Source organism: Tolypothrix campylonemoides VB511288_2 (assembly GCF_045999855.1).
Classification (GTDB): domain Bacteria; phylum Cyanobacteriota; class Cyanobacteriia; order Cyanobacteriales; family Nostocaceae; genus Scytonema; species Scytonema bouteillei_A.
In genome coordinates, this window is the sequence record NZ_JBFPMW010000001.1 from 47780 (window position 1) to 60646 (window position 12867).

The window sequence follows — 12867 nt, forward strand, 5'->3', positions numbered from 1 at the left end:
AAATGCCTTTGAAGTATTGTTTTATTTAGAACTTCCTGAATCTGAGTCTGGAATAAACTTTAGAGCAACACCATTGATACAGTAGCGTTTGCCAGTGGGTTTGGGACCGTCATCAAAGACATGACCCAAATGACCGCCACAACGACTGCAATGAACTTCAATTCTAGTCATAAATAAAGACCGATCCACAGTTGTATCGATCGCACCTTCAATGGGATTAAAGAAACTAGGCCAGCCGGTCCCACTGTTATACTTAGTATCTGAGACAAATAGCGGTTGACTGCATCCCGCACACTGATAAATACCTTGAGCGTACTCCTTGTTTAGTGGACTTGTATGAGGACGTTCTGTCGCATGTTGGCGGAGTACGCAAAACTGCTCTTGGCTCAAAGTCTCTTGCCATTCTTGTTCGGTTTTCTTGACTTCAAACTCTGTATTTTTTGAAGTTGTCATAACTTTTGATTCCCCTAATATATATAGTCATCCTAAATCATTCTTGGAAAAATTTTAGGAACTGTAAGGTAGGCATTCCTCACCAAAAGTATGTAGGGTTAGCAATGCCAACCCTATATAGATTTCAAAGATTGCCATTAGTTTTGTTAATAATTAACTGTTAACCCTATACAAGAAGGGCTTTTTTTTTAAATGTTTTTGAATTAATCTTTCATAATTATGTTATGATATCCAAATTATTTAAATATTAAAAAACAATTAAAATTACCTTAAAAAATGTTTGAAAAGTCCTTTCATCAGTAGCAAAACATTCAATAGCCTCCTAAATCCCCCGATAAATTGGGGGACTTTAAGAGTATTTTTCCCGTTTTAAGGGGGGCTAGCGGGGATCGCTAAGTGCCTAAAATCAGCTAACCACTTTTCAAACAACCCCTTATTTCAATCTAAGGAAGTCAGAGACAAAAACGCAACTATATAACGATTGAGTAAAAGCTTTGTATTTGGCTTGGAGTAGTGCTGAGAGCGTATGTACTGCAAGCATAACCCAGTGATGATTATTTGCGATCGCTGACTTCTTGCAGTTCATAAATATTTTTGTGCAAGTCAAGATAAGATTAAGATGAGGTTATCCAATTCTTCGGAATTTACTTGTATAAATTTTTTGTATTTTTCAGTGAGGAGTGCTATTAACCCCAAAATAGGAGACAAGGTGCTGATTTTACGTCCAGCATACGTAGCTGGCAAAATAGGGGAGATTTGCGGTCAAGAAGCTTCGGGTGATGGCACTCCAGAACGGTGGCTTATCCGGATTGAAGATGAAAATGCCACACAAAGTTTAGTGGTATCGCTGTTTCCAAAAGAGTTTGAGGTCTTCAAGAATGACTTTGAGCCATTTTAGGGTTCATCTGGTGGAAGTTCTATATTGTTAGGTGGCTCATCGCCGATTCCCAATTCCTTTTTGCTGCGCTTCAGCTGTTTCCAGAGGGCTTTAACCTGGTCGTAAGCTTCTTCAGGAGAAAGTTTCCCAGATGTTTCTAAACTGGTGATAATGCCTACTTTCTGGGCAAATTCTTGAAGATTGGCGTTAAAAATTAAATTTTCAGGTTTGACTTGACCGTAATAGCGACCTCGAGGGTAGAGAAAATTTTCTTTGTCTTCTTCGTTTGACTGTTCCATCTGCTTACTTCCGTTGCGATTATTTTTCTATTATACTTAATCTTTTGTTAATCTAAGTAAATTTTGTAACATAAAAAATTAAAATTACGTGGCAGATTCTATGAGATAGATTTTCCCGAGCAAAAAAAGTACACTATTTCAGGGCAACACTTAACAGAGAACATCCTGCTAAAAATTCTCTTCTTTGTCGCGAACAGCGACTTCTCTTATACGCTATTAAGTAATATTTCTGAACCTGAACGTTTAAGTCTTAACTTTAGTAATGAGTATTTATCTTCCCCTAGAAACACCACGTCTTATACTCCGGGACTTTGTAGAATCAGACTCGCAAGGAGTCCATGACTATGCTTCCGATCCAGAAGTCGTTCGTTACTTACCTTTTGGTCCCAACAGCGCAGAAGACACCAAAAATTATCTACAAACAGAGATTAAAGCTCACCGAAAAAGAAACCGCCAGCATTTTGCCCTTGCAGTCACTTTAAAAGAGGACAAGCAATTGATTGGCGCTTGTCGTATTTCCATCACAGATGCCAATAAGCCAGAAGCTTCTATAGGGTTTTCCTTGGCTAAGAAATTCTGGGGGCAAGGCTATGCAACGGAAGTTGGAGAAAAACTTTTAGAATTTGGTTTCCAGCAGTTAAAATTGCATCGCATTTTTGCGATTTGTGACTCTCAGAATAATCTCTCTGCAAGAGTTTTAGTAAAAATTGGCATGAGACAGGAAGGCTATCTGCGCGAATATGAATCGATGCGAGGAGAATGGCGAGATATGTTGCTGTACGCAATTTTAGAGAAGGATTGGATACAGATGCAGATTCGGAATATTTAGCTTGAACAGCAACTAGTTATTTTTTTGTCCTCTACGACCTGCCAATCTTATCCTTCAATCATCTTTAGCTTAATCGGTTAAACATTCCGAGCAAGAATTCACGCTGTGTATTCTCCAATAACTTCAATTTGACCCACAATGTTTTTATTCAACTGTTCCAGTTCCTCAGCAGGAACCCACCATTCCTTGTGATATGACGCTCCTACTTGATGAATTTCATATTTATCCATGAATTCTTTCTTAACCTTAAAGCGTGTCACATAACCCACCCCACTGTCTTTAACATTCCACTTAGTAGCAATTTCTTTGGCATATTCTTCGTTTGTCACGGGGTAAAAAATTGGTTGTTCGGGTAGTCGAGGTGGCCATTGAGTATAGCCACTTTGTTTAACTAATTCCAGTTCTTTCGGTCCAGTAGGACGGTATAGAGTTACTGTTTCTTCCATATTTTTTTCTGTGAATCATCATACTTGTCTATTATTGACATATTGCGATCGTGACAGCACGGGTTCAAGAGCAATACTGTTGCTCAGAATGAGCACCAGGCGATCGCACCTGACAGTTCGTCATGTATGGCAGTACACGCCCAATTGACCCATGTTGCAGTTTTCAGACCATTTCATTTATAAAAGAAATGAAGCCGTAAGTTGTTTATTATTTGTAGTTTATCCAATGGAAATTAGAAAATTAACAAAACATGATGCAGAAGATTATAGAAATATTAGATTAGAAGCTTTATATAACAATCCAGATTCTTTTGGCTCAATGTATACTGAAGAATCTTGGAAAACGATAGATGAATTTAGAGATAAAATACCTGAAGACAACAATAACTTTATCTTAGGCTATTATGAGGATAAAGAGTTAATTGGAATTGTTGCATTTCATCAGGAATCAAGAATAAAACTCAGGCATAAAGCATATATTCGCTCTATGTACGTTCAACCAGAAGCTCGGGGAAAAGGTATAGGGAAGTTATTACTCAATGAATTAATCAAAAGAGCAAAAACTATGAATGAGATAGAAATCTTATTACTTGATGTTGTTACAAATAATAGAAAGGCAAAACAACTTTATGTATCTTTTAAATTTCAAACCTATGGAGTAGAGAAAAAGGCGTATAAATTGAATGATAAATATTTTGATATAGAATCCATGTCTTTACAGATTAAATAATAAAAAACAAAAATGCTTGTAGAAAACGGGAGCATCCCAATTTGGAAAAACCACACCTGCGATGTTCTCAATCGCAGCTATACAAACGCTCGTCCCTCCGGGTATCTCAGGAGCACAGACGCTAAGCGCAAAGCGCACGCTCCGCGATGCCGCAGGCTATGCCCGTAAGGGCTATACGCGTTGCGAAGCTATGCCCGCAGGGCTATACGCTAGTTCCCAGGGCGCGGGAAACCCCTCCGGGTATCTCCTGACGGAGACGCTTCGCGTTGCGAAGCTATGCCCGCAGGGCTATACGCCAGTTGCCAGGGTGCGGGAAACCCGCCTACAGCAATGGACTCACCACCTGCTTTCCCTAGACTCACCGCCTGCGCGGACTGCTCTTAAGCCTGCGAAGGCAGGCTTGCTTGTATAGCCCCAGAATTCCATTCTGAGGGCAATATCTATAAATCGCTTTTGAATTCCTTGGTCAAAATCAGTTGCATAACTTCTTCCTTCGTTCCAAGTCCCCACCATTCCAAACAAGGAAGATGACCGACTCGGGCACACAGATTAAATTGAACGTCTTCCAGCCAAACCCATCGATTTTTATCTAATCTCCAACCCACGCGATCGCCAAATTTTTCCCACACTTCTTTCTCATCTCTTAGACCTAGTTTGCCACCGCACTCCAAAAAAATTTGTTTTTGAACGCTAAATCCAAATCGCCCCTGGCTGTATGTTATCCACAGTCGATCGATTATCTGTACATCTGCTTCTGCAATGTTCAAAATTCCTTTTAACGGTAACCAGTAATCATCATCTCGAATGGAATATTCTCCTCCAGCCAGTTCAAATACCAGCTTGCGAGTTTCACTGTCTGCATTCTTCCAGTATCCGGCTTGCAGAAACTCGTGCAAATTGCGATACTTTTGTGGAATGTTATTCAATTCAGCCATTAGCACCTTTGGTTGAGGTTTACGTCTCGGTTGCAAGCAGGGGATTTCTTGCAAGTATAAAGGGCTGTCCGGTAACTGGGAAACAGCCCGAGCTAGAGCAATATAAGCAGCTATTTGAAACGAAGAAGCTCGGGAATCAATGGGATGGTAAGAGCCTCCTGTAATTCTGACATTCGTGTTTTGATAAGGAAAGGGCACATATTGCGTGTAGCGGTAATCTTCTACTTCTTCAACAAGCGCTTCACACAACCCTTGATAAACAGCCTTCAAATAAGACTCTGTGATTAAGTATTCACGATTAAAGTTTGGGATGTGGTTTTGGGTAACTGACCACAACATAAAACACCCATCTGTATTTGGATTCGGTTCCAACTGAAGAATGACGTGTCCGTAACCATGACCATCTGCACGAATATATTGACCTTCACCAATAATCGAGGTTTGCACCTGTGGAAGGCTCCTGAAATCGCTTTTAGGTTTGTGAATCAGTGGATAATGGCTCATTCCTACCTTACCCAATCCGGCTTAATTCCATCGAGCCAAGGACGCAGCATTTTCCCAACTACCTCAACTGCGATCGCCCTTGGCGCAAGCTGGGTACAGCTTATCGCATCTTCTTGGCGGCGGAGTATGGCGTAGGGAGTATAAGCTTCAAAAGCGTCCATACATTGATGGCAACCTTCTTTGCAAAAAGCAGCAAATGCAGGAATGGAATCAAGGTTCTCCGGCCAGTAAATTGTTTCTCCATTGCGCTCTACACAATAAACTCGATACTCCAAACGCCCGAGATTGGGCAGGTTAACAGTGTCGTCATCATAATCAACTTCTGCCCGAGCGGCTGCTTCAAAATCGGGGGTATCTAAAACAGAGTAAATCAAGCAATAATGAACCGCATCTGATGCCTCATCACTCCAGTACTGAGCCACCATCATTGCCGCCGATCGCAAGGAGGGATATTTTTGAAAGTTCATTTGCACAACAGGGATGACAAACTCATCCATCAACTTTTGCCGCATTTGTGCTGCTTGCTTTTTCGTGTAAAGGTGTTCTAGTTCCATTGTTCTACTTGTTCGGTACGTTGTGCTAAAGAAAGTTTGTGCAAGTAGCACTCCAAAATGACGGGTATTCCATCACCAGATCGCTCTTTTACCCAATCCAAACCAAAAGTATCTTTGGTAATGGGCTGGTGTATATCAGCACTTCCGGTATTACTTGATACGTGTAATTCCTGAAGGCCCTCGTATTCTTGCAAGCGCCTCCAAACGTTTTCACTCATCGCCCCCTGGCATAACTGAATGTAAACGTGAGACACATCAACCGCCAGCTGCAAACCCAAATCCATTGCCCAAGCTACTTCTTCGCCATTACCCAAGCAGTACTCTGGATACATGGTTTCTAGAATCAAATGATGGTAATCGCCCAGCTTAACTCGACTGTCCCACAACTTAGCACATGGATGGTTCTTGAGAGGAGGATGTATCGAATTTGAATTAACAACACAATCGCCATTGTCGCTCCACACTTTGGCTCTCAACCGACGCCAGCTAAAACCATGATGGGTACGGACTGAAATTTGTTTTTCCTCCAGCCAATCCTGAAAGCCTTCAGTTGGAACCAACCCAGGTGTCAGCTGCAAGCCACCTATACCCAAGCTGAGTAATTCTTCAGCCGCTGATTGCATGGGTCTTCCTTGGAGACACGAGAGAGCAAGATACAACATAACCTTAAGTTTGTAAGCTAAATTCAGTGGGATCGATCCCCCAATTCACCCAACGAATGGCTTCTCTTGCACTGGTAATATCCGGAGGGACTCTCAAAGCGTGTACGTGGGCGGTACTGGGACAGGTCATTGCTAGCAGGTGAATGGGTTCTACATCATTAATGGCATCAATTTTTAATAACCTGTATTCCTGCCAAGTATCTAGTTTCTTAGCTTGCAGTTCTTGGCAAATTTTGGAGTAGCCAATACCTTGGATCAAAACCCGCCGCAATTCGGCATTGTTTTCTGTTAGCAGCCATTGAGATCGCCATTTGTTTGGATGTACCATACCGTATTTTTCCGGTAATATCACGCCATGATAAGCATAAATACTACTGAAACCATCTCTGAGTTGAATTGCCGGGTGTCCTTCACCGTGGAGCAATCCTTGAGAATCTCTCTCAAGATGGTAAGGGCGATCGCACACCAAACACACCCCTTCATAAGTCCACAGCCAACCGCAATGCTGAACCAACAATTGATAAGCCTGCCATAACTCTCGGTTAATAGAACAGTTGAGAACCGAATAGCAAAAGTCGAACAAGCAAGCCATTGAAACCAAATATTCAGTTGGAACGCAGTCTTGGGCGGGATTGAAGTAACTGGATGCATCTTCGTCATTTAAAGAGTGTATCAACTGCGATTGCTCCACAACCGCAGTGTAAATTCTCCGCCCAATTGAGTTCCACAACTCCTGGTGCAATGCTTCATACAGCTTTGAATGCAGTTCCAACCAAAGTTCGTGACTGAGTTGTTTTCTAACACTCTGTATTAACTGAGTTTCAATATCGATTGTTTGGTTTCCCCAAATCTTTAAAAAGTCAAATTGTTCTATAGCCGCGATGGGGCTGGCAAAATAAAAGACGCTGGGTTTGGGCTTACCCATCAAACTGTAAATTGCTTCCACAGCAGTTGTGGCTTGCTCGATTTCAACCTCTTGAGTGGAAAGAGCCAACTTGCACCACTTGTCCCGGTAAGTTGAAATCAGCGCTTGTTGTTCGGTTGTCAGTTTAATCTGCAACATATCTCCAACCAGCCGGTTCGTATTCTCTTTGTATCCTCACCATCCACACACCCCTGGGAATTGCTATTTCTTTATGTTCCTCATGGCTGAGCAATGCAGTTTCTGACAGCACCTGCAAGTACAAAGTCCCATCTTCTTCGTAAAGTTGGGCACTTCCATCTGTAATGCGGTGCTTGTGACCTGTCACTTCCCCTTCAGCCAAGGTGAGGTGAGGAAGTTTTTTTCCTGTAGATTGCTGTTGCTTTGTGGGGATGAGCAACACGTCTCCCTGTCGTAATGGATTCATGTCTGGATTTTTATGTATTATTTTTGTATTATAAAAAGATTATGCTTGAATGGCAAGCGATCGTTCGACGATTTTAGGCACTATTAAGAAGGAATGGCACGCGTTAGATAGGTCATTGTGAAACGGGTATACCGATCTTCATCAATAACTGAGGTTTGCAGTTGTGGAAGGCTCCTGAAAGTGCTTTGAGCTTTGTGAATCAGTGGATAACGACTCAGATAAGTTTAGACGAATTGCATTATGATATTGGTCAAACAAAATAAAAAAGAAATCGAACCAGCATTTTGTCATTTTGCTCAAAACTTTTATGCTGAATTTAAATGTAACTTTCATTCGTTTCACCTATCAACATTAATGCGATAAACCCCCAGTCCAACCAACTGCTTTTTACAAACATATATCGCAGCCAAATGTCAACAATGGCAGCATAAAGCAACTGTATCTATACAAAAATTTATAAATGAAACGGAAATGACGTTTTAGCATAAAAGCCATAAGCTATCGAAAGAAAGTAGAAAGCCTTGAATACTCAACTCGCAGTTAAGGAAAAGTTACAAACCTCGCTTGAGAAAATTGATACCCAAGGCGATGGTTCTCCTATTACCAATTTGAACCCAGACAAAACCCGTACCGCAGAAATCGAACAATTGACAATAGAATTAGAAAGTGTCAATCCCAATCCCAATCCCCTACTCTACGCCACTTCTTTGCTCAATGGAGCTTGGCAACTAAAATATTCTACTGCCAGAGAAATCCGTTCTTTAGCCTCTCTCCCATTAGGATTAAAGTTGGGCAAAGTTTATCAGGTGATTGATGTTGCAAATAAATTATTTTTTAATATAGCTCGTGTTAAACATCCCCTGGGATTGGTATCAGGATTTGTCAAAGTGACAGCTCGTTTTGAGCCAGCCCAAACAGAGTCATCAGATTCCCCGCACAAACGCATTAATGTCTATTTTGACAAACGCTACCTGTCTATTGAGAAGGTTGTTGGTATCGCAACTCCCCAACTCAATCCATTTAAGGTTGTTCCAGCTAATAATCCTACCAACAGAGTACCTACTCTAGATATTACTTACTTAGATGAAACATTAAGAATTGGGCGAGGGGGAGATGGAAGTTTGTTCATTCTGACTAAATCCAACGATTTTGCTAATTCTGGCTATTCGGGTTGAAACACAAATTATATAACAATCCTAAATCATTTGGAAAAAAGTTGGATTGCTAATAGCTAATTGCTTTTTGACCATGAGCTATTAGCAATTAGCAGTCTTCACTTTTATTTTTATATTTCATTTAGGACGGCTATACAATAACAAAACCGACCCCACAAGTTATAATGGCGCAGATGTTATAAGCTAACAAATTACTTCTCATATAAGAACAAAAATACTAATATAAAGTTAGCACAAATAACTGCTTGGTAAGCTGCTATGACTTTAGGTACAATCAACCACTTATCTTTGACGGTAAGCGATCGCACCAAATCCGAACCATTTTACGACCAAATTTTACAATTCATGGGATACCAAAAAGTAGAAAAAAATGAGTATTTTACGATGTGGTGGTTGGAAAATGGAGGAGCTTTCTTAATTTACAACAGCCGTCCGGATTCTCCCAACAAAACGCACGATCGCTATTCCCCTGGGCTGCATCACCTTGCTTTTAATGCTGAAAGTCGAGAGGAAGTCGATCGACTGTACCAAATTGTTCTGGCTCTAGGCGGTACAATTTTGGACTCACCTGCGGAGTACAACCACTACGCTCCTGGTTATTACGCTTTTTACTTTGCTGACCCAGATAGCATCAAACTGGAATTTGTACATATGCCAAACCTACCTTAAAAACTAACAAAAGGTAGCAGCTAGTGAATATTTTTGTATAAAATATTACTTTTTTGTTATGTCATTTCACTGTTAATGAGATGCCCACCCAATTTTTCAATTACGGGCAGGCACTATATCAAGATTTTTTGTTTCAAGGATTGCTTTTATATCATGTTCGACTTATGACTGATAAAGTCATAAGTTCGTAGCTGCGGTGTCCAACTGGCGGTATTCCTAACAGCGCTCGCAGGCATAGTAACTACAAACCGAGTATAAGTGTTTACCCGAACTGGATACTAATTGCTTTTGACACTTTGTTCTTCTTGGGGTTGAATTTCGCAGACAACCTCATGGAAAAAAGTTGTTGGAGCTTTAACAAACAAAGGCAACATTTCTTTGAGGATGTTATCGTAAGCTTCGCTGTGGTTGGTATCCATATCTTCAACGTTTTCCCAAAAAATAACAGCGATTCCTTTATCAGTTCCCGGTTCTTGGAGAAGGTATGCTCCTTTGAAGCCATGGGTATAGGTTCCTACTGCTTGTTCGTAGAGTCGCTTGGCTTCTTCAAATTTGCCCGGTTTAAACTCTCCTATGGCTACGTATGCAAATTGGTGTCTTAGAAAATCTTGGAAATCTGACATTGTTTTTCTCCTGGAAAATCTTTAACCGTAGATCAACGCTGACGAACGCAGATAATTATCGGTCATAATTGGTATGCTCTGGTAGTAGCAGTGCTTTCTTTAATCTTAGTAACGTTTAGCGATGAAGCTCCGCATACTGTCTCAGTGTCAACAAATTTACAAGCTTTGATTGGATTGCCCTAAGAGGATGTTTGAGTCAACAAATTTACAAGCTTTTATCGGATTGCCCTAAGAGGATGTTTGAAAAGTCCTTTCATCAGTAGCAAAACATTCAAGCTCCCCCTAAATCCCCCGATAAATTGGGGACTTTAAGAGTATTTTCCCCCCTTTTTAAGGCTACGGTGTACACACATCTTTAGAGATCTCCCTAAAACCCGGATATATTGGGGTAATTGAATAATTTCCCCCCCTTTTTAAGGCTACGGTGTATACACATCTTTAGAGATCTTCCTAAAACCCCTAATAAATTAGGGGACTTGAAAAATTTTCCCCCCTTTTTAAGGGGGGCTAGGGGGGATCGAAACTGCCAGAAGGCATTTTAGGAGACTTGTGTGTACACCGTAGCCTTGAAGGGTAGTAAAGCTATAATTAGGAGAAAAGACACGCCGACAGGCACTAAGGAAGCAATCGCAATGGCAGAATTAACAATTCAAATTCGCTTTGGAACTTGCTCAACGTTTAAAACATGACGCAAAATCACTTACCCGAATTGCTGTGGCGATTGCTAGACGTTGCTAATTCACCACAGGTTCAGCAGACAGTCCTAGCTGAGACTACAGATATTCCCGCAGTTTATCAAGAGGTTCTTGATTTTTTAATTAAACGTCCAACACCAGAAGAAATTATGACTTTTAAAGTTTCATCCCAAGCTCAAACACGCCTGCAAGCATTATTAGAAAAAAATCGCTCTGCAATACTCAGTCCAATAGAATTAGCAGAATTAGATGTTTACGAGCAATTAGAACATATTATTATTTTACTAAAAGCACGAGCCTCTACTAGAATTTAATAAATGACTTCTAAATTCAATTCCTGCCGAACTACGTAAGCTAGTCATAGAGAGAGCATTTAGACGCTGTGAATATTGCTTAATCTATCAAGATTTTTCAATCTATACCCATGAAGTAGACCATTTTATCGCCGTAAAGCATGGAGGTGAAACAACTGCTGAGAACTTAGCACTTTCATGTTTATCCTGCAACCGCTATAAAGGTTCGGATTTCGCTACTATAAAGAATAGAAGGAAAAACTCAGATTGGTCACGGGACTGTAAGGTTGCTTCAGTTCAAAGTTCCTAATCGCATACTTCAACGGCAAGTTTTGATGAATCTAGGACAATACCCGTAGGAGTAAAAACGTGTTTTGTTTAATCTGAACTTCCCCAATTGACAAATGGTTTCATCTAAAAACATCACAAATTTTTCACTACAATACAGCCAAATTTGGTAACTTCACAACGATGGGACAAGAAGAATCTTGATATATTTCAGCCCTTAAAGGCTTGTGTATGAGTTCATACCAAAGATGACCTACCCGCGCATCAAATCCTTCAGGTTGACCTCTCATAAATAAGTGTACGCACTTGGCATAATTGCTGGGTAACAACTGCCAAGAAAAATGGCTTTTATGACCAACGTGTGGGTGAGTCAAAAAATTTAAATGTACGTTAGTCATCAAACCGTATGCTGGATAGGGTGGCTCGCTAGACCCAATAGCAAACCAATCAAATACGGGGAAAACTTGCTGGATATCTTCTGTTCGTCCCAGGTTCATGTGGGCAAAGTAACGAGGAGCAAAATCAGGATAAACGACTTCTTGTTGGTTGAGAACCCAGTCTTGTTCTATCCTGGGCTTCCCTTTCACATAAAGTTCTTCAACCAAGTAATTGGCACCAGCATACAAACTAATGACTCTGTAGAGTTCGCAAATTAAATGGCGCTTACTGCCAGTTCTTGGCTCTGTACAGATATAATCGAAGGGTTCGGAAGCAATAGTTATGCTTGCACGTACCGGACCTGTGGAATGAGAGACCAATCGGTAAGAATGATTGAACAAGCTGACATTGTAGTATTGCGATGCAGGATGAAATTGTTCTGGTAGCAAGAGTTCATCTACTTGCATGCACCGCTTTTCTGGATCTTGTCCGATCCAGTCTCCTTTAGCAGCCCGAAATGGATCGAGAAGTTCTTGGTAGTCCAGTTGTACGCTAGTTGCTGAACCAGAAAACCAGTTTTGCCAATTATCTTCAGGTGCAGGTATGAGGTTGAACCAAATGACAAGACGGCTGTTGGAGAGCCTGACTCCTCGCGCCTGTCCCGATGCACTATAAACAACTTCTAACGATGGCTCAACTAAGCCAGATAGCACGGGTTTGCCTCGGTCTAGTCTCACAAAGGTAGAAGCTAGCACTTCATCTTCGGAACCGGGTGGAATAACTTTTGGTAAAGAGAAAACTAAGGTATCGCGAGAGGAATCGTCTGGATCGATGCGATCGACTTGAGCGTTTAGTGGTGTGTGTGACAGGTCGCGCAAATCGCTTAAAACCAGTTCTTCGGGTAATATTTGGAATTGCTGGTAGATCGGTTGCCAGGGAATAGTAAAATGACCGCCCCGCCAGTAATTGGAGGGGTTGAAAATAGAAAGCAAATGATGGGATTGCATATTATTGGTTAGCTGTTAGTGGTTTAGCTGTGAGGCATTGAATTGAGGGAGATGGGGAGAGTGGGGGAGGGCGTAATATGCGCCACAGCTTAATGGTTTGT

The 12867-nt window shown here is 41.1% G+C and carries 17 protein-coding genes; 7 read left to right on the forward strand and 10 right to left on the reverse strand.

Annotation, left to right across the window (positions count from 1 at the left end):
* Positions 1-21 precede the first annotated feature (21 nt).
* Positions 22-453: a peptide-methionine (R)-S-oxide reductase MsrB gene (gene msrB, locus AB0756_RS00215; protein WP_038085634.1), complete on the reverse strand. Its 432-nt coding sequence runs from the start codon at positions 451-453 to the stop codon at positions 22-24.
* Positions 454-1162: 709 nt separating this feature from the next.
* Between msrB and AB0756_RS00220 the strand changes: the two genes are divergently transcribed.
* A complete protein-coding gene (locus tag AB0756_RS00220) occupies positions 1163-1351 on the forward strand; it encodes a hypothetical protein (RefSeq protein ID WP_237266038.1) in 189 nt (62 codons plus the stop codon).
* On the opposite strand, the gene AB0756_RS00225 is transcribed toward AB0756_RS00220, so the two are convergent.
* On the reverse strand, positions 1348-1629 hold the full coding sequence (locus AB0756_RS00225; RefSeq protein WP_038085631.1) for a DUF7219 family protein: 282 nt from the start codon (positions 1627-1629) through the stop codon (positions 1348-1350). The genes AB0756_RS00220 and AB0756_RS00225 overlap by 4 nt on opposite strands.
* A 262-nt stretch (positions 1630-1891) precedes the next feature.
* Between AB0756_RS00225 and AB0756_RS00230 the strand changes: the two genes are divergently transcribed.
* Positions 1892-2458 carry a GNAT family N-acetyltransferase gene (locus tag AB0756_RS00230; RefSeq protein ID WP_038085630.1) on the forward strand — a complete coding sequence of 189 codons (567 nt, stop codon included), beginning with the start codon at positions 1892-1894 and terminating at the stop codon, positions 2456-2458.
* 98 nt (positions 2459-2556) lie between these two features.
* Here AB0756_RS00230 and AB0756_RS00235 read toward each other — a convergent pair whose 3' ends face one another.
* Positions 2557-2904 (reverse strand): hypothetical protein, encoded by a 348-nt coding sequence (locus tag AB0756_RS00235; RefSeq protein ID WP_038085628.1) that lies wholly within the window; start codon positions 2902-2904, stop codon positions 2557-2559.
* Between the two features lie 151 nt (positions 2905-3055).
* On the opposite strand from AB0756_RS00235, the gene AB0756_RS00240 reads away from it, so the two are divergent.
* Positions 3056-3634, forward strand: a complete 579-nt coding sequence (locus tag AB0756_RS00240; protein WP_237266037.1) for a GNAT family N-acetyltransferase — start codon at positions 3056-3058, stop codon at positions 3632-3634.
* A gap of 440 nt (positions 3635-4074) precedes the next feature.
* On the opposite strand, the gene AB0756_RS00245 is transcribed toward AB0756_RS00240, so the two are convergent.
* Genes AB0756_RS00245 through AB0756_RS00265 form a run of 5 tightly spaced genes read right to left on the reverse strand, consistent with a single transcriptional unit; the run spans position 4075 to position 7638 of the window.
* Positions 4075-5016, reverse strand: coding sequence for a GUN4 domain-containing protein (locus AB0756_RS00245; protein WP_162002296.1), 942 nt, complete (start codon positions 5014-5016; stop codon positions 4075-4077).
* A 59-nt stretch (positions 5017-5075) separates the two neighbouring features.
* Positions 5076-5627: a hypothetical protein gene (locus AB0756_RS00250; protein ID WP_038085624.1), complete on the reverse strand. Its 552-nt coding sequence runs from the start codon at positions 5625-5627 to the stop codon at positions 5076-5078.
* Positions 5618-6250: a hypothetical protein gene (locus tag AB0756_RS00255; protein ID WP_038085622.1), complete on the reverse strand. Its 633-nt coding sequence runs from the start codon at positions 6248-6250 to the stop codon at positions 5618-5620. The genes AB0756_RS00250 and AB0756_RS00255 overlap by 10 nt, the downstream gene beginning before the upstream one ends.
* 43 nt (positions 6251-6293) lie before the next feature.
* Entirely contained in the window at positions 6294-7352 is a 1059-nt protein-coding gene (locus tag AB0756_RS00260; protein WP_038085619.1) for a DUF6745 domain-containing protein, read from the reverse strand.
* Entirely contained in the window at positions 7339-7638 is a 300-nt protein-coding gene (locus AB0756_RS00265; RefSeq protein WP_038085617.1) for a hypothetical protein, read from the reverse strand. The genes AB0756_RS00260 and AB0756_RS00265 overlap by 14 nt, the downstream gene beginning before the upstream one ends.
* Before the next feature lie 521 nt (positions 7639-8159).
* Between AB0756_RS00265 and AB0756_RS00270 the strand changes: the two genes are divergently transcribed.
* Both AB0756_RS00270 and AB0756_RS00275 read left to right on the forward strand, forming a co-directional pair.
* A complete protein-coding gene (locus AB0756_RS00270; protein WP_038085615.1) occupies positions 8160-8813 on the forward strand; it encodes a PAP/fibrillin family protein in 654 nt (217 codons plus the stop codon).
* A 258-nt stretch (positions 8814-9071) separates the two neighbouring features.
* Positions 9072-9482 (forward strand): VOC family protein, encoded by a 411-nt coding sequence (locus AB0756_RS00275; RefSeq protein WP_038085614.1) that lies wholly within the window; start codon positions 9072-9074, stop codon positions 9480-9482.
* Positions 9483-9760: 278 nt separating this feature from the next.
* On the opposite strand, the gene AB0756_RS00280 is transcribed toward AB0756_RS00275, so the two are convergent.
* Positions 9761-10105 (reverse strand): hypothetical protein, encoded by a 345-nt coding sequence (locus AB0756_RS00280; RefSeq protein ID WP_038085611.1) that lies wholly within the window; start codon positions 10103-10105, stop codon positions 9761-9763.
* A gap of 685 nt (positions 10106-10790) precedes the next feature.
* Between AB0756_RS00280 and AB0756_RS00285 the strand changes: the two genes are divergently transcribed.
* Complete coding sequence (locus AB0756_RS00285) at positions 10791-11114, forward strand: hypothetical protein (protein WP_237266036.1); 324 nt, start codon at positions 10791-10793, stop codon at positions 11112-11114.
* A gap of 127 nt (positions 11115-11241) precedes the next feature.
* Entirely contained in the window at positions 11242-11403 is a 162-nt protein-coding gene (locus tag AB0756_RS00290; protein ID WP_408103981.1) for an HNH endonuclease, read from the forward strand.
* Between the two features lie 127 nt (positions 11404-11530).
* Here the strand turns inward: AB0756_RS00290 and AB0756_RS00295 are convergent, their stop codons facing one another.
* On the reverse strand, positions 11531-12766 hold the full coding sequence (locus tag AB0756_RS00295; RefSeq protein ID WP_038085609.1) for a hypothetical protein: 1236 nt from the start codon (positions 12764-12766) through the stop codon (positions 11531-11533).
* Positions 12767-12867: the final 101 nt, after the last annotated feature.

Bases quoted from the DNA above. Each gene is read 5' to 3' on its own strand.
- AB0756_RS00230 (WP_038085630.1), top strand. From the start codon at position 1,892: ATGAGTATTTATCTTCCCCTAGAAACACCACGTCTTATACTCCGGGAC.
- AB0756_RS00225 (WP_038085631.1), bottom strand. From the start codon at position 1,629: ATGGAACAGTCAAACGAAGAAGACAAAGAAAATTTTCTCTACCCTCGA.
- msrB (WP_038085634.1), bottom strand. From the start codon at position 453: ATGACAACTTCAAAAAATACAGAGTTTGAAGTCAAGAAAACCGAACAA.
- AB0756_RS00265 (WP_038085617.1), bottom strand. From the start codon at position 7,638: ATGAATCCATTACGACAGGGAGACGTGTTGCTCATCCCCACAAAGCAA.
- AB0756_RS00260 (WP_038085619.1), bottom strand. From the start codon at position 7,352: ATGTTGCAGATTAAACTGACAACCGAACAACAAGCGCTGATTTCAACT.
- AB0756_RS00275 (WP_038085614.1), top strand. From the start codon at position 9,072: ATGACTTTAGGTACAATCAACCACTTATCTTTGACGGTAAGCGATCGC.
- AB0756_RS00295 (WP_038085609.1), bottom strand. From the start codon at position 12,766: ATGCAATCCCATCATTTGCTTTCTATTTTCAACCCCTCCAATTACTGG.
- AB0756_RS00280 (WP_038085611.1), bottom strand. From the start codon at position 10,105: ATGTCAGATTTCCAAGATTTTCTAAGACACCAATTTGCATACGTAGCC.
- AB0756_RS00285 (WP_237266036.1), top strand. From the start codon at position 10,791: ATGACGCAAAATCACTTACCCGAATTGCTGTGGCGATTGCTAGACGTT.
- AB0756_RS00250 (WP_038085624.1), bottom strand. From the start codon at position 5,627: ATGGAACTAGAACACCTTTACACGAAAAAGCAAGCAGCACAAATGCGG.
- AB0756_RS00255 (WP_038085622.1), bottom strand. From the start codon at position 6,250: ATGCAATCAGCGGCTGAAGAATTACTCAGCTTGGGTATAGGTGGCTTG.
- AB0756_RS00235 (WP_038085628.1), bottom strand. From the start codon at position 2,904: ATGGAAGAAACAGTAACTCTATACCGTCCTACTGGACCGAAAGAACTG.
- AB0756_RS00240 (WP_237266037.1), top strand. From the start codon at position 3,056: ATGTTGCAGTTTTCAGACCATTTCATTTATAAAAGAAATGAAGCCGTA.